This is a genomic window from Actinoalloteichus caeruleus DSM 43889, from assembly GCF_000429185.2.
Classification (GTDB): Bacteria; Actinomycetota; Actinomycetes; order Mycobacteriales; family Pseudonocardiaceae; genus Actinoalloteichus_B; species Actinoalloteichus_B caeruleus.
In genome coordinates this window covers 1,099,910-1,117,794 of record NZ_AUBJ02000001.1, presented here as the reverse complement: position 1 = coordinate 1,117,794, position 17,885 = coordinate 1,099,910, and the positions used below count along the sequence as shown (strand labels likewise).

The 17,885-nt window shown below is 71.9% G+C and carries 2 protein-coding genes (1 of these 2 cut by a window edge); both read right to left on the bottom strand.

The genetic code is table 11. The features are described from left to right. Positions 1-5: 5 nt before the first annotated feature. Entirely contained in the window at positions 6-15,749 is a 15,744-nt protein-coding gene (locus G443_RS04220; protein WP_051313658.1) for a non-ribosomal peptide synthetase, read from the bottom strand. Beyond that, positions 15,746-17,885 carry the 3' end of a non-ribosomal peptide synthase/polyketide synthase gene (locus G443_RS04215; protein ID WP_051313660.1) on the bottom strand. It continues 25,421 nt past the right edge of the window, so the window shows 2,140 of its 27,561 coding nt (coding positions 25,422-27,561); its start codon lies beyond the right edge, outside the window; its stop codon occupies positions 15,746-15,748. The genes G443_RS04220 and G443_RS04215 overlap by 4 nt, the downstream gene beginning before the upstream one ends.

Here is a 17,885-nt window from a genome sequence, read left to right as displayed (position 1 = left end):
GGACCTCACTCTCCTCGTGACGGGTCGTTCGTGCGGTGGCACCGGTCGATCTCGGCCGCCAGGATGGGACCGATCTCGGCCAGGGAGTCCGGACGCATCAGTCCGGTGTGCGGAGCGGCGACCGGGAAGACGCGGAGTTCTCCCTCCACGAAGGACTTCCAGGCCGTGGCGTTGGCCGACGGGCCCTCCGCGTCCGACGCGGTGATGACCAGCGCGTCGCACGCCACCACCTCGTGTCGAGCCTCGACGCCGAGCCGGCTGTGGTGCAGGGTGTTCTCCACCAGCGCCCGCACCTCGCTCTCGTCGAGGCCGGCGAGCGCCGTGTTGTGCTCCCGCAACGCGGTCACCACGTTCTCGTGGGTCAGCGGGCCGCCGGGATGCTCGATGTCGAACAGTTCGAGCATCCCCCGGTACATCAGGTCCAGGTGCTCCTCGGAGACCACCCGGTCCGGCTTCCCCGTGTCGGCTGGATCGGGCGGGTAGGCGTCCAACAGGACGAGGAGCGCGGTGCCCTCACCGCGCCTGGCCAGCTCGCTCGCCATGATCTGCGCGAGCTGCCCGCCGAAGGACCAGCCCAGCACGTGGTACGGGCCGTGCGGCTGCACCTCGCGGATCCGGTCCACGTACTCCCTGGCGAGTTCCTCGGCCGACTCGTGACGACGACCGGTCATCCCTGGTGCCTGGAGTCCGTAGACCGGGATGGCGGAGTCGAGGTGGGGGAGCAGCGCCGCGTAGGGCCAGCTCATACCCGACGCCGGGTGCACGCAGAACAACGGCGGTCGGTCACCGGTGGGCCGCAACGGCAGGAGCACGTCCATCGCTTCCCGCTTGTCGCCCACCCCCAGCCGGTGCGCCAGCGCGGCCACGGACGGCGCCTCGAACACCGCGCGCACCGGAAGCTCCCGTCCGAGCACCGCCCGCACCCGGTTGACGAGCCGCGTGGCCAGCAGCGAGTGCCCACCCAGTTCGAAGAAGCCACGGTCGACCGGCACCACCGGCACACCGAGCACCTCGGCGAACAGCGAGCTGAGCACCTCCTCGTGCGGGGTCGAGGGAGGCCTGCCCACCGTCGCCGTCACCTCGGGAGCCGGCAGCGACGAACGGTCGACCTTGCCGTTGGGCGTCGTGGGCAGCGCCGGCAGGAGCACCACGGCGGACGGGACGAGGTAGTCGGGCAGCCGCTCGGCGAGCCACCCACGCAGGGCGGACGGCGTCGCATCCAGGTGGGTCACCACGTAGGCGACCAACCGCCGGTCGCCCCGGTCGTCAGTGCGGACGACCACGACCGCCCGTTCCACCGCCGGGTGCGCCGTGAGGACGGTCTCGACCTCGGCCGGTTCAACGCGGAACCCACGGAGTTTGACCTGCTCGTCGACACGCCCGAGGAACTCCAGGGCACCACCGGCGTTTCGTCGGACCAGATCACCCGTGCGGTACATGCGGCCGCCGGGCGGGCCGAACGGGTCGGCCACGAACCGTTCGGCGGTCAGTCCCGGGCGACCCAGATACCCCCGCGCCACCTGGGGACCGCTGAGGTAGAGCTCACCGGCCACCCGGGACGGGACCGGGCTCAGCCGGTCGTCCAGGACGCGGGCACCGGTGCCCGCCAACGGCGCCCCGATCGGCGGCGCCGCCTCCACCGGTTCCTCCACGAGAGCGGAGGTGGCCCAGATCGTGGCCTCGGTCGGGCCGTAGACGTTCGTCAGCGACGAGGCCCGGCCAGCCAGGTCACCCGCCAGCCCGGCGGGTAACGCCTCCCCGCCAGCCAGGACACGCACCTCGGTCAGGTCCGCCGTACCGTCGATGAGCAGCTCGGACAACAGGGTGGGAGTCGCCTGCACGACCGTGACACCGCCCTGGGCGATCAGCCGCCCGACAGCGGCGGGGTCGCCAGCCTCGACGTCGGGGACCATCACCACCCGCGCGCCGTTGGCCAGGGGGAGGAACAGTTCCAGGGCGGAGATGTCGAACCCGACCGTGGTGACCGCCAGCACCCGGTCCGCCGGCGACAACCGGGCGACACCGTCCATCGCGGTGAGGAAGGTGTCCAGGGCGCCCCGCGTGACCTGGACGCCCTTCGGTTGGCCCGTCGACCCGGAGGTGTGGATCACGTAGGCCAGGGTGTCGGTGTGCACCTCGACCGCCGGGCGGGTCTCGGGCATCCGGTCGAGATCCGCCGCCCGCAGCTCCGCCTCGTCCAACGTCACCACGGGCCGTGCGCCACGGAGTACCTGTTCCAGCCGGAGCGCTGGTTGACGTGGATCCAGCGGCAGGTACGCGGCGCCAACCTTCAGCACCGCCAGCAGGGCCACCACCAGGTCCACCGAGCGTGGTAGCAGCACGGCGACCAGGGACTCGGGTGCGGCGCCGCGAATCCGCAACCAGTGCGCGAGCCGGTTCGCCGCACGGTCGAGCTGGTGATAGGACAGGTGTTGGTCGCCGCACACCACGGCACGCGCCCGTGGTGCGCGACGTACCTGGTCCTCCAAACGGGCGAGCAGCCCCACCGGTGGCACCACCTGCGGGAGGGGTGACACCGGGTCCGTCGCGTCCGCCACAAGGTCCACGATGCGCGCACGACTCAACCTGGCATCGGGATCGGTGAGCACGGCGCGCAACAGCCTGTCCCACTGCCCCACCAACTCCCGCACCGTGTCGCGGTCGAAGAGGTCCGTGGCGTACTCGACGAGCACCGCGATGCCCCCGGGATTCCCTGACGCGTCGTGCGACTCCGAGAGGTGGACCGAGAGGTCGACCCGGGAACCGCCCGTGCCCACGGGATGCGCGCTGACATCGACCCCGGCCAGGGTGACGTTGGACGCGGGGGTGTTCTGCAGGGCGAGCATGACCTGGAACAGCGGGTGGTGAGCGGGGGAGCGGACGGGATTGAGCGCCTCGACGAGGTACTCGAACGGCAGGTCCTGGTGGGCGTAGGCCTCCAGGCCGCGCGTGCGTACCTGGTCGACCAGTTCGGTGAACGTCGGATCCCCGCTGGTGTCCGTTCGCAACACCAGGGTGTTCACGAAGAACCCGACGAGCTCGTCGAGCGCCTCGTCCGTGCGGCCGGCTACCGGGCTGCCGATCGGGATGTCGTGACCCGCCCCGAGCTTGCTGAGCAACGCGGACAGCGCGGCCTGCATCACCATGAAGACCGTGGCCCCCGAGGCGCGGGCCAACGCCACCACACCGGCGTGGACGTCGGAGCCGAAGGTCGACTCGAAGGTCGCTCCCCGATACGACGCGACGGCGGGCCTGGGCCGGTCCGTGGGCAGGTCGAGCAGCGCGGGCAGGCCGGCCAGCCGGTCCGTCCAGTACCGCAGCTGTCCGCTCACCAGACTGCCGGGATCGGACTCCTCACCCAGGAGGTCCCGTTGCCACAGCGCGTAGTCCGCGTACTGCACCGGGAGGGGGCGCCAGGCGGGGGGCGACCCGGCGCGCCGCGCACCATAGGCCGTGCCCAGGTCGGCAACCAACCTGCCCGTCGACCAGCCGTCGCCGGCGATGTGGTGGGTCACCAACAGCAGGACGTGGTCCTCGGCGCCCAGGCGGAACAGCCGGGCACGGAGGGGAACCTGGTGTTCGAGTTCGAAGCCCCTGTCGACCTCCTCCGCGATCGCCGCCGCCAGTTCCTCCTCGGTCGCCGTGCGGAACTCCCAGTCGGTCGCGGTCGCAGCCGGGTCGAGGATCAACTGCCTCGCCCCGTCCTCGGTGTCGGGGAACACCGTGCGCAGCGACTCGTGCCGGACCAGGAGGTCCCGGACCGCGGCGTGGAGGGCGTCGGCGTCGAGCTCACCGTGGAAGCGGAGGGCGATCGGCACCGCGTAGGTCCCGGACGGCCCCTCGAGCTTGTGCAGGAACCACAGCCGGCGTTGGGCGAACGACAGCGGCACCGAGTCCGGGCGTTCCGCCGGCACCAGCGGCGGGCGGGTCACCCGGGTAGCGTCGAGCGCGCGAGCCAGGCCCGCGGGTGTGGGAGCGTCGAACAACAGACGGATGGGCAGCTCCACGCCGAGAGTGGACCGAACCCGGCTGATCAGCCTGGTCGCCAGCAGCGAGTGCCCGCCCATCGCGAAGAAGTCGTCATCGACACCGACCACGGGAACGGCGAGTACCTCGGCGAACAGGCCGCACAGCACCTCCTGGTCCGGTGTGCGGAATCCACCCCGACGCCCACCGCTCGCCGCGACCGAGGGAGCGGGAAGCGCCGCGAGATCGAGCTTGCCGTTGGCCGTCAGCGGGATCTCCCGGAGGGGGACCAGCGCGGCTGGCACGCTGGGCGCGGGTAGGCGCTGCTCGAGGGCGGCCTGAGCCGAGGCCAGCACGGTGGGTACTCGGCGTCCCGCCGCCGGGTCGTTGACCAGCGGAGCCCCGTCGCTGGCCGGGCGGAGGAGACCGGTGACGGCCGTGGCGTCGAGGGAGGTGGGGGACAGCACGACGTCGAACAGGTTCGGGCCGGCGGCCGACCAGGTGGGTAGGACGAGGAACCCGAGCTCGCCGCCTCGGCCGACCAGGTCCTCGGGGTCCACGGCGGTGGTGGTGCCGGTTCCGAACTCCTCGGCCAGACGGGCGTTGGGGATGCCACTGATGCGCAACGGTCCGTCCAGGGCGGTCGGTAGGTCCTGCACGCTCCGCACCTGCCCGCCCCACCGCAGCTCCGGAGCACCGGTCAGGTCGAGGGTCCGCACCGGTTCCTTGTGCAGGACGACCTCGTAGCGGTGACGGGTGAGTTCGTTGTGGTGCGTGCCCCGCTTCAACCGGATGTCCAGACCTCCGACCCTGTCGGTGAAGTCAGCGAAGAAGGCCGGCGAGACCAGCAGTTCCTTCTCCAGGAGCTGGGCGCGGTCCAACTCGCCGGCGACAGGCGGCCGACCGGTGCGGTGCCGGAACACCGCCCCGGCCAGTTCCCCGTACGTGTCCAGGTTGCGGACGTCTCCCACGATGACCCTGCCCCCGGGGGCGAGGAGGTCGAGCAGCCCGTCGAGCACCCTGGTCAGGTAGGCCCCGCTCGGGAAGTACTGCACCACCGAGTTCAGGACGACCGTGTCGAAGAACCCGTGCGGCAGTCCGTCGAACTCGTCGGCGGCCTGCCGGCGCAGCACCACGCGGTCGCCGAGACCAGCGGCCTCGACGTGCGCGCGCAGCCGGTCCACGACGGGAGCGGACAGGTCGGTGCCCCAGTACGCCTCGCAGCCACCGGCCAACTGGGAGAGCAGCAGCCCGGTCCCCACACCTACTTCCAACACCCGGCGGGGGTGCTCCTGCCGGATTCGTTCGACGGCCGAGGCCCGCCACTCCCGCATCTCGGCGAGCGGGATGGGCCGGCCGGAGTAGGAACTGGTCCAGCCGACGAAGTCCTCCCCGAACGTTTTCGCGTCGGAGCCCGAGGAGACGGAGTCGTGCACCGTTCGCCACTCGGCGATCTGCTCGACCTCGGCGTCCGCCCCTTCGGGCGCACCCCGTTCCTGATCCCTGGAGGTGTCGATGACCAGGTATCCGACCAGGTTGCGCTCTCCGGTGATGTCCTCCCGGGCGACGACCACCGCTCGGGAGACGTGGGGGTGCGCGGTCAGCACGGCTTCCGCCTCGCCGGGCTCGACCCGGTGCCCTCGAATCTTGACCTGCGCGTCGGTCCTGCCCAGGAAGTCCAGTTCGCCGTCCGGGTTCCATCGGACGAGGTCTCCGGTCCGGTAGACCCTGGACCCGTCCGGGCCCGCGACGAAGCGGGAGGCCGTCAGCGCCGGTCTGCCCAGGTATCCCCGGGAGACCTGCGCTCCCCCGACGTACAACTCACCGGGGACTCCGGGGGGCACCGGCCGCAGCCGATCGTCCAGCACGATCAGGGTGGTGCCATCCACGGGCCCACCGATCGGCACGATGTTCCCCCGCGCCGCTCCGGTCGCGTCGGCGGAGGCGACCTGGACCGTCGTCTCCGTCGGGCCGTAGAAGTTGACGACGCGACAGTTCCAGGCCGTGCTGGTCGCCTTCGCCAACGCCGCCGGTAGCGGCTCCCCGCCCGAGTGGAGTCGGGTCAGGCTGTGCCCTTCGGTCGGGGCGGGTAGCGCGGCGAGCAGCGAGGGGACGAACTGCGCGACGGTCACCCGGTGTCGCGCCATCAGTGCCACGAGGCGCCGCGGGTCGTGCACGTCCTCGTCCGTGGCGACGCACACGGCGGCTCCCGAGACCAGGGGCAGCCACATCTCCCAGACGGAGGCGTCGAACGCGGGTGACGTGCGCTGCAGGACCACGTCACCGGGTCCGACCGGATGCGCCCTCCGGAGCCAGTCGAGTTGCGCGGCCAGGTTGCGGTGTTCGACGACGACGCCCTTGGGTGTCCCCGTCGACCCCGACGTGGTGATCACATATGCCGCCTGGTCGGCGCGGATCTCCTGGCGGTGCCGCTCACCCCCGCCCTCTGCCCACGTGATGTCGTCGAGGTCGATGACCAGCCACGGCGCGTCCCCCGCCGTGGGAGGATCCTGGCCGACCAGGGCCACCACACCCGCGTCGACCATCGTCTCCCTCCGCCGCTCCTCGGGGTCGGACGGGTTCAACGGCAGGTAGGCGGCACCCGTGCGGAGGACGGCCAGCAGCGTGACCAGCAGCTCCGCCGAGCGGGGCAGCAGGACCGCGACCACCCTTTCCGGGCCGGCGCCGTGGCCGGCCAGCACCCGGGCCAGCCGCGAAGCCCGCGCGTCCAGCTCGCCGTAGCTCATCCCGACCCCGTCGCCGACCACGGCGGTCGCCTCCGGGGTCCGACACGCCTGGTCGGCGAGGAGGTCCGTGACCAGCGGGGGACTGGGCGACAGCGGAGCGCCCTCGCCCAGTGCCACCACCGCACGGTGCTCGTCGGGGGTCAGGATCTCCACCGCCCCGATCGGAAGCCCGGGATCGGTCACCACCGCCCGCAACACCCGCTCCCACCGGCGCACCAGCAGCTGGACGGTCTCCGTCTCGAACAGGTCGGTGGCGAACTCCACCACCCCGCCGAGACCGCGCGGTACCCCCGCATCGTCGTGGCCTTCGGTCAGGGAGAACAGCAGGTCGTACCTGGCGGTTCCAGTGGCCGCCAGGTGCGGGCGCACGTCGAGGTCCGGCAACCCGAAACGGGCGGCGGGTGCGTTCTGCAGGGTGAGGGCGACCTGGAACAGCGGGTGGTGCGCCGTCGTCCGCCGCGGGTTGAGAACCTCCACCAGGTGCTCGAAGGGCACGTCCTGGTGCGCGTAGGCGGCCAGCGCCGTCTCCCGGACACGGTCGAGCAGCATGGCGAAGGTGGGGTCGCCGCTGGTGTCGGTGCGCAGCACCAGCGTGTTGACGAAGAACCCGACGAGGTCGTCCAGCGCCTCGTCGGTGCGTCCGGCGATACCGCTGCCCAGCGGGATGTCGTGACCGGCGCCGAGCCGGGTGAACAGCGTCGCCAACGCCGCTTGGAGGACCATGAACACCGTCGCCCCGGCCCGCTGGGCGAGCGCGGCCAGTCCTCGGTGCAGCTCGGCGTCGAGGACGAATGCCAGGTGGTCGCCCCGGTAGGAGGCGGTGGCCGGTCGCGGACGGTCGGTGGGCAGGTCCAGCTGGTCGGGTATCCCAGCCAACTGGGCCGTCCAGTACGCGACCTGCTCGGCGAACCGGCTTGACGGGTCGTCCTCGTCCCCGAGCAGCTCCCGCTGCCACAACGTGTAGTCGGAGTACTGCACGGGAAGTGGGTCCCAGTCCGGGGACCGCCCCTGCCGCCGGGCCGAGTAGGCCGCGACGACGTCGGCGGACAGCGGCCCCAGGGACCAACCGTCTCCGGCGATGTGGTGCAGCAGCACCAACAGGACCGCCTCGTCCGGTCCCAGCAGGTAGAGGGCCGCGCGGAGCGGTGGTTCGCAGGCGAGGTCGAACGGGACACGCGCGGCCTCGGTCAGGACACGGTCCAGGTCGGTCTCCTCCACCTCCTGGACCCGCCACGGGATGTTCGTCGAACTGGTCGGGAGGACGTGTTGCCTCGCTTCGCCGTCGGCCTCCGGGAAGACCGTGCGCAGCGTCTCGTGCCGTGCGGCGAGGTCCTCGATCGCGGCTCGCAGCGCCTCCGGGTCCAGCGGCCCGCTCAGGCGCAGCGCCATCGGCATCGTGTAGGTGGGGGAAGGCCCTTCGAGCCGGTAGAGGAACCACAACCTGCGCTGCGCGAATGACAGCGGTACGACCTCCCCCCGGTCGAGGGGGCGGAGCGGCGGCCGGGCGGGTGCACCGTCGTCGACGTGTTCCGCCAGCGCGGCGGGGGTGCCGCGTTCGAAGATCCGGCGGATCGGCACCTCCCGTCCGGTGACCGCGCGGACACGGCTGACGAGTCGGGTCGCCAGCAGGGAATGGCCACCCAACGCGAAGAAGTCGTCATCCACACCTACTCGAGGGATGTCGAGCACCTCGGCGAACAGGCGGCACAACACACGCTCGGCCTCGGTGCTGGGCTCGCGCCCGGTGGCCAGCAGACCGAAGTCGGGCCGGGGTAGGGCCAGCCGGTCGAGCTTCCCGTTCGTGGTCAACGGAAGCTCGTCGAGCACCACGAAGGCGGCGGGCACCATGTAGTCGGGTAGCCAGGACCGCAACCTGGTGCGCAGGACGTCGTTGAGCTCCTTGAGCCGGCGGGTACGCGCGGGGCTGTTGGTGTGCGTCGTGATCGGTTCGGCCGTGGTCGCCCCGGCCCCGGCCAGGGCGTACAGGGCGACGGGTTCCGGACCACCGAGGGGCAGGAAGGCCACGTCGAGGCTGTCCAGCCGATCGGCCGACCAGGTCGTCACCGCACGCATCCCTCGGTCCGCCGCCATCTGGTGCAGGTCCTCTGGGTCGACCCCGGTGTTCCGTACCCGCGTTGCTCGAGCGGCGCGCCGGACACCGGAACCCGACCTCAGTTCCCGCAGCGCGTCGAGCTCACCGAGGACTCGGCGGTTGGGCGCTCCCAGGACGACCACGCCGTGCTGGTGCGTGTCCAGGACGGCGGTGAGGTCGGTGACGGCCTCCCACTCCAGACGGGGAAGGTCCTCGACCTCGGTCACCGGCCCCGTGCTCAACAGGACCTCGTAGCGGTAGCGGGACAGTTCGTTGTCGAACCGGCCGCGCTTCAGGCGGATGTCGACCCCGGTGATCCTGGGCGAGGTCCGAGCGAACTCGGTGAAGAAGCCAGGAGCCACGAGGAGTTCCTCCTCCGCCGCCACCCGCCGCTCCACCGCGGCCCGCACCTCGCCCGCGGTGGCGTCCTCCGCCGCCTCGTGGAGTGCCACCCCGGTCTGGAGGGCACGCAGCAGCCGGAGATCCCGGACGTCACCGAGGAGGACGGACCCGCCCGGGGCCAGCAGACCGAGAGCGGTGTTGAGGACATCGACCAGGTACTGGGCGTGCGGGAAGTACTGCGCCACCGAGTTGATCACCACGACGTCGAAGTACGCCGGGGGGAGGTCCGTGCCGTCGGTGGCGTCCCGGACGAGGAGTCGCACCACGTCGGCCAGATCCGGGTCGCCAGCCACCCGGCGCTGGAGGTCCGCCACGGCCGATGCGGAGAAGTCGGTGCCCCAGTAGCTCTCGCACGCGGAGGCGAGTTGGGAGAGCAGCAGGCCGTTCCCGACACCGATCTCCAGGACGCGCCTGGGCGCCAGCGAGCGCACCCGGTCGACCGCGGCCGCCCGCCAGGCCAGCATGTCCTCGACCGCCAGGGGCGTTCCGTCGTAACTGCTGCGCCAGACGGCGAAGCCTTCCCAGAAGGCGCCGTCGGCGATCTGGTCCTGGTAGAGCGCGTCGTAGAGCTGCTGCCAGGACTGGACCTGGCGGCCCTCCTCCACCTCGTCACGCCCGGCCGACCACTCGTGGTCCGGTACGACGTAGCCGACGAGCTTGTGGTCGTCGCCGTGCGCGCGAACCAGGGCGGTCGCCTCCCGGACCCCGGGCTGGCTGGTCAGGGCCGCCTCGATCTCACCGAGCTCGACCCGGAACCCACGGACCTTGACCTGGTCATCGGCGCGTCCGACGAACTCCAGGCCCCCGCCGGGCAGCCACCGAACGAGGTCGCTGGTGCGGTACATCCTGGCACCCGGCCCGGAGAACGGGTCGGCCACGAACCGTTCGGCCGTGAGCCCGCGCCGCCCCAGGTACCCCCGGCCCAGGCCGGCACCGGCGATGTACAACTCACCGACCACCCCTGGGGGAACCAGCCGCAACGCGGGGTCGAGGACGTACATGCGCACGCCGGGGATCTGGGTACCGACCTGGGGTGGACGGTCGAAGCTCGCCACGGGCCCCAGGGTGCTCCACACGGTGGTCTCGGTGGGCCCGTAGAGGTTCACGACCTCCCGACCCACCTCGCGCATGCGGCGGGCGAGATCCGCGGACAACGCCTCCCCGCCCACCAACAGCCGGACACCCCGGAGCCCGTCGGGTGCGTTGGCGAGCATCGTGCGGTAGAGCGAGGGGGTCGCCTGGAAGGTGGTGGCCCCGCTGTCGGCGAGCAACTCCGACAGGGCGACCGGGTTCCTGGCCGCGTCGGTCGTGGCGATGACGACGCACGCGCCATGCATGAGCGGGAGGTGGACGTCGACGGCGACGATGTCGAACGCGACCGTCGCCGCGGCCACGACCCGGTCCCGTGCCCCGAGGCGGAAACGTTCCCCGAACCCGGTGAGGAAGTTCGCGAAACCGCCGTAGGTGATCAGCACGCCCTTGGGTTTCCCGGTCGATCCGGAGGTGTAGATGATGTACACGGCGTGCCTGGCGTCGATCGCGGCCGCTCGGTCCTGACCGGACAGGTTGGTCGCCGGCCGCGCGGCGAGTTCCCGCTCCGTCTCCTCCGCACCCAGCACGACTGGCTGGGTGCCCCGTGCGGAGGAGGGCAGACCACGGAGCCCCTCCTCCGTGGTCACGACGACGACCGGGCTGGCGTCCTCGACGAGGAACGAGAGCCGGTCGACCGGGTGGCTGAGGTCCAGCGGGAGATAGGTGCCGCCCGCCTTCATCACCGCCAGCATCGCGGCGACCATGTCGGCCGATCGTGGCAGGGCGAGAGCGACGACGTCGTCCGCTCCAACCCCCCGCGCCACCAGCAGGCGTGCGAGGCGATTGGCCCGCTCGTTCAGGTACCGGTAGGTCGTCGTACGCCCCTCGGCGATGACCGCGACGGCGTTCGGCGTCCTGGCCGCCTGGCGTTCGACGTGTTCGTGCGGCCAGGGCTCGTGCCCGGCCACCGGGTCGGTGTGGGGGTTGCGGCCCAGGACCAGTCCATCGCGTTCGTCGAGGCTCAGGAACTCCACGGCACCGACACGCGTGGACGGGGCGTCGGCGACGACCCGCAGGAACCGGCTGTACCACTCGCCGATCCGTCGCACCGTGTCGGCGTCGAACAGGTCAGCCGCGTACTCGAGGAGGACGACCAACCCTTCCTGGTCGGGCGTGCCCTTCCCGGTGACGCTCCCGTCCATGACCGTCACGAACAGGTCGAACTTGGAGGTGCGGGCCTCCAACCCGTACAGGGACGCGTCCAGGTCGCCGAGCCGCATGACCGGCGCCTCCACGTTCTGGAGCGCGAACATCACCTGGAACAGGGCGTTCCCGCCCAGCGAACGGGTCGGGTTCAGCGCCTCGACCAGGTACTCGAACGGCAGGTCCTGGTGCGCGTAGGCATCGAGGTCGGCCGTGCGCACCCTACCAAGCAACTCGCTGAACGTCGGGTCCCCCGACGTGTCGACCCGTAGGACGAGGGTGTTCACGAAGAATCCGACGAGGTCGTCCACGGCGTCGTCCGTGCGTCCGGCGAGCGGGGTCCCCAACGGGATGTCCGTGCCCGCTCCCAGCCGGGTGAGCAGGGCGGAGAAGGCCGCGTGGAGCACCATGAACAGCGTGCTCTGGTGATCGGCCGCGACCGTCCGGAGCGCCCGGTGGACCTCGGCGTCGAGCGGCACGGTGACCGCTCCACCCCGGTAGCTGGCCGTGGCCGGACGCGGCCGGTCGACGGGCAGGTCCAGCTGGGCGGGCGCCCCGTCGAGGGTCTCCCTCCAGTACCGCAACTGCCGGGCGGCCAGGCTGCCCTCATCGGCGACCTCACCCAGCAGGGTCCGCTGCCACAGCGCGTAGTCCGCGTACTGCGCGGGTAGCGGGGCCCACCCCGGCGCGGCTCCCCGACGCCGGGCGCGGTAGGCGGTGTCGAGGTCCCGCAGCAGCGGGGCGAGGGACGAGCCGTCCCCGGCGATGTGGTGCATCACCACGACCAGTACGTGCTCGAATGCCCTCTCCTCGCCGGAGGGCCCGACCGTGAACAGCCACGCGCGTAGTGGGGGCTCACTGACCAGGTCGAACGGGTAACCGAGGACTTCGTGGACGGCGTCGTTCAACTCCTCCCCGCGCACCTCCACGGCGGTGAGCGGGATCTGGGCCTCCTCGGCCGTCAGGATCCGCTGGTAGGGCTCCCCGTCCCGGTCGGGGAACACGGTGCGAAGGCTCTCATGCCGACCGATGACGTCGGCCCACGCGCGCGACAGGGCCTCCCGGTCGACTTCCCCCCGAAGGGTGAGCGCCAACGGACTGTTGTAAGTCGAGGAGGGTCCCTCAAGCTTGGTCAGGAACCACAGCCTGCGTTGGGCGAAGGACAAGGGCACCGGGTCGGGGCGTTCGGTGGCGAGCAACCTCGGCCGCGCCGCCCCACCCGCGAGCAGGTGACGGGCCAGCGCCGCGGGGGTGGGCGAGGCGAACAGCGCCCGGATCGGCAGTTCGACACCGGTGACCGAACGAACGCGACTCGCCAGCCGGGTGGCCAGCAGCGAATGTCCCCCCAGGGCGAAGAAGTCGTCGTCCACCCCCACCCCGTCGACACCGAGCACCTCACCGAAGAGCCCGCTGAGCACTTCCTCCTGAGGCGTGGACGGTGGGCGTCGAGCGCCGCCCCCAGCGACCCGGACGGGTGCGGGCAGGGCCGACTGGTCGAGCTTTCCCGTCGGACCGAGCGGGAGGCTGTCGAGGACGACCACGTCGGCGGGCACCAGGTGGTCGGGAACCCGCTCCGCGGCGAGTCGTCGCAGTTCGTCGGGGTTCACCGCGCCGGTCACGTAGGCGACCAGCCTCGGGTCCGCCGGCCGGTCCCGCCGCACCACCACCGCCGCCCGAAGTACACCGGGCAGCCCCGCCAGCAGGGTCTCGGTCTCGGCGGGTTCCACGCGGAAACCCCGGATCTTGACCTGGTCGTCGGCCCGCCCCACGAACCGCAGACCGCCTCCGGGGAGGCGGCGAGCCAGGTCACCGGTGCGGTACATCCGAGATCCGGGAGGCCCGGCGGGTTCCGGCACGAACCGTTGACCGGTCAGCCCAGGGCGCCCCAGATAGCCACGGGCGACGCCGTCGCCCGCCAGGTACAGCTCACCGGTGACGCCGGGAGGGACAGCACGCAACCGGTGGTCGAGCACGTGGGCGCGCATGTTGGCGATCGGCGTTCCGATCGGTACGGGCCAGCCGCCGTCGGGCTCACCGGTGGTCGCGCACACCGTCGTCTCGGTGGGCCCGTAGGCGTTGTGGACGCGCCGACCCCTCGACCACCGGGCGACCAGGTCGGCGGAGGCGGTCTCGCCACCCATCACCAGCGTCATCCCCGGGGGGACCGCGTCGACGGGGACGGTCTCCACCGTGGAGACGGGCAGCTGGACGTGGCTGATCCGTTGGGCGGTGAGCACCTCCGCCAGTTCCTCGCCCGCGACCTGGTCGGCGTCTGGTAGCACGAGGGTCGCGCCGGCTGCCAACGCCGTGCACACGTCTCCGAAAGCGACGTCGAACCCGGGCGACACCGCCTGCAGCAGGCGACTGCCCACCCCCACGCCGAACCGTTCGGCCTGCGTCCTGGCCAGGGACGCGAGCCCCCCACCCGTCACCACCACCCCCTTGGGGGCGCCGGTGGAGCCGGAGGTGTAGATCACGTAGGCAGCGTTCGCCGCCACGGCCGTCGCCGGGGGCGGACCATCCGGGCACCGGCGGCGTTCCTCCGCGACCTGGTCGTCGTCGAGCAGGACAACGCGGGGGTCATCCGCCAGGTCCCCCGCCGAGGCCGCGTCGGAGAGCACCAGCGCGGGACGGGCGTCCTCGAGCACGTACCTGATGCGTGGCGACGGGTGCCTCGGGTCGAGGGGAAGGTGGGCCGCTCCCGCCCTGAGCAAGGCCAAGGTCACGACCACCGACTCCACCGACCTGGGGAGCAGCACACCGACCACGGTCTCCGGGCCAACACCCCGCCCGACCAACCACCGGGCGAGGCGGTTGGCGTCCCGTTCCAGCTCCCCGTAGGACAGGGTCGTCGCACCCCGCACCAGCGCCGGCGCTGACGGGTCGCGCTCGGCCCGCTCAGCCACCATGTCCGACACCGTGCCCCGCCGGTCATCGGTGGTCTCGTTGACGGCACGGATCTCGGCCAGCTCGGCCTGGTCGAGCAGCACCGGATCAGCGATCGACAGGTCGGGGTCGGTGAGCAGCGCGTCGAGCAGTCGCCGCCACCGGGTCAGCACACCACGCACCCCGGCCTCGTCGAACAGGTCGGTGGCGAACTCCACCGACCCGGTCAGCCCGGCCGGTCGTCCCGCGTCGTCCGTCGTCTCGGCCAGGTTGATGGCGAGGTCCACCCGCGCGGTCGCCGTGGAGAGCGGTGCCGCCGTGATGTCCACCCCAGGCAACTCGGCGCTCGTCACCGGCAGGTTCTGCAGCGCCAACGTCACCTGGAACACGGGGTGGTGCGCCATGGACCGCACCGGGTTGAGCACCTCGACGAGCTGCTCGAAGGGCACGTCCTGGTGCTCGAACGCCTCCACCGCGCGGGCCCGGACCTGGCCGACCAGCTCCCGGAACGACGGGTCGCCGGAGGTGTCGGTGCGCAGCACGAGGGTGTTGACGAAGAAGCCGACCAGCTCGCGCAGTGCGTCGTCGGTGCGGCCAGCGATCGGCGCGCCGAGGACGATGTCCGTCCCCGCACCGAGGCGGGTGAGCAGGGCGGCCATGCTGGCCTGCAACACCATGAACACCGTGGCCCCGGACTCCCGTGCCAGCGTGGCGAGCCCGTGGTGCAGCGTGGCGTCGAGGGCGAACGACAGCGTCGCGCCCTGGTGCGTCGCCGTCGCCGGACGGGGCCGGTCGGTCGGGAGTTCCAGCACGGCCGGGGCCCCGGCGAGCCGGTCGACCCAGTACCGGACCTGTTCGGAGTAGACGCTCCCCGGGTCGTCCTCGTCGCCGAGGAGTTCCCGTTGCCACAGCGTGTAGTCCGCGTACTGCACCGGCAGGGCCGGGAGTTCGGGTGCCCGGCCCCGCAGTCTGGCCTGGTACGCGGTGAGCAGGTCCCCGGTGAGCGGACCAAGCGACCAGCCGTCGGCGGCGATGTGGTGCACCAGCAGGAGCAGCAGGTGCTCGTCCTCGCCGACCTCGAAGAGGGTGGCGCGGATCGGGATCTCGTCGGCGAGGTCGAAGTGATGCCGCCCCGCCTCCTCCGCCGCCGCCACCAGTTCGGTCGGCTCCACCCGTCGGGTGGCCCAGGACGGGATGGTCCCCGGGGGGAGGATGCGTTGCCGTGGTTCCCCGTCGACCTCCGGGAACACCGTGCGCAGCGCCTCGTGGCGGTCGACCACGTCGCACAGCGCGGCGCGCAGTGCGTCCGGGGCGATGTGGCCGGAGAGCCGCAGGGCGAGCGGCATGTTGTAGCCGGCAGAGGGCCCTTCCAACCGGTCGAGGAACCACAGCCTGCGCTGTGCGTAGGACAGGGGGATCACTGGGCCTCCTCCGGCCTCGGGCGGGGCCGGAGCGCCGGCCTACGACGGGGCGGATCCGCGAGCCGCGCGGCCATGCCCGCGGCGGTCGGGGCCGAGAACAGTGCCTGAATGGCCAGCTCTCGGCCCAGTACGGTCCGAATCCTGCTGATCAGGGTCGTGGCCAACAACGAGTGGCCACCCAGGACGAAGAAGTCGTCGTCGACGCCGACCACGTCGAGCCCCAGCACCTCTGACATCAGACCGCAGAGCACCTTCTCCTCCTCGGTCTCCGGCGGTCGGCCACCCGTGGCGGTCGTGCTCCTCGGCGCGGGCAGTCGCCCTCTGTCGACCTTCCCGTTGGGTGTCAACGGGATCGTCGGGAGCATCTGGACCGAGGCCGGGATCAGGTGTTCGGGTAGCCGGTCGGCCAGGTAACCGCGTAGCTCACCGGCGACCCGAGTGATCCGCCGCGCCCTGGCGGGGTCGTTGACCAGGGGTACGTCGAGGGCGGGAACGTGCACCCCCGTGTAGGCGGAAGCCTCGCCGGGGAGCAGGACGACGTCGAAGTGGTCCGGGCGCGTCGTGTTCCACGTGAGCAGCGGTGTCAGCCCCGACCGTTCGGCCCGGACGGCCACCAGTTCCGGGTCCATCGCGGACCGCGAGGTCTGGCCGGACTCCCCGAGCAGCCGCACGTTGGGCATGCCTGTGATCCGCAGCGGGCCCCCGTGCGCACGTGGGAGGTCAGCCAGGTCGGTCACGTCCCGCCCCCACACCACCTCGGGGGCCGCAGCCAGGTCCACGGCGTCCACCGGCTGACCGTGCAGCACCACCTCGTACCGGTGCCTGGTCAGTTCGTTGTGGTGCGCACCGCGTTTGAGACGGATGTCCACCGCGGCGCGGTCCGCGAACCGGGCGAAGAACTCCGGCGCGATCACCAACTCCTTCTCGCCCATCACCGCCTGCTCCACCGCCACCGGGACCTCCGGTGCCGACGCGGGTAGCCCGGTCCTCGTGGTGTGGATCGCGGTGCGCAGGGCACGCAGCGTGGCGAGGTTCCGCACGTCGCCCACGACGATCCGTCCACCGGGTGCCAGCAACTCGAAGGCGCCGTCGAGCACGTGACGGAGGTAGTCCTCGTCGGGGAAGTACTGGACCACCGAGTTCAGGACGATGGTGTCGAAGAACCCGGTGGGAAGCCCCTCGGTGTCGTCCGCTGCCTGGCACCGCAACACCACCCGGTCGTCGAGCCCGGCGTCGGCGACTCGCTCCGACAACCGGTGCACCGCGGGAGCGGAGAAGTCGGTGCCCCAGTACTCCTCGCAGTGCGGGGCCACCTCGGCCAGGACCAGGCCGGAACCGACCCCGATCTCCAGGACCCGGCGGGGCCGCAGCCCGAGGATCCGGTCCACGGCGGCGGACCGCCACTCCCGCATCTGGTCCAGCGGAATGGTCTTACCCGTGTAGGAGTCGTCCCAGCCCGCGAAGTCCTCGCCGAGGGCGGGGTCGCCCTGCGCGGAGTAGACGGAGTCGTAGGTCTCCCGCCACTCCTCGACCGCGTCGCCGAGTCGCCCGCTTTCCAGGTCCACCGCGTCGGCTGGCGTGACGTACCCGGCCAGTCTCGGATCTCCCGGGCGGTCCTCGCGGATCACGACGACGGCCTGCCCCACGTGCGGGTGGGTGCGCAGGGCGGCCTCGACCTCGCCCGGTTCGACCCGGAACCCGCGGAGCTTGACCTGGTCGTCGGCTCGCCCCAGGAACTCCAGCTCCCCGGCCGAGGTCCACCGCACCACGTCGCCCGTGCGGTACATGCGGCCACCGGCCCCCCCGAAGGGGTGGGCCACGAATCGGCTGGCGGTCAATCCGGGGCGGTGCAGGTAACCTCGTGCCAGCAGATCGCCGGCCACGTACAGCTCACCAGGAACACCCGGGGGGACCAGGCGCAGCCGCTCGTCGAGGACGTGGACGCGGTTCCCCGCGAACGGGGAACCGATGGGTGCCGTCCTATCGCCCAGCGGGCCGCTCACGGTGGCGCAGACCGTCGTCTCCGTCGGTCCGTAGGCGTTGACCAGCAGGCGTCCCAGTGCCCACCGCTGGGCCAGATCGGTCGGCAGCGCCTCACCCGCCACGACGATCACCGCCAGGTCCGGCATGGCCCCT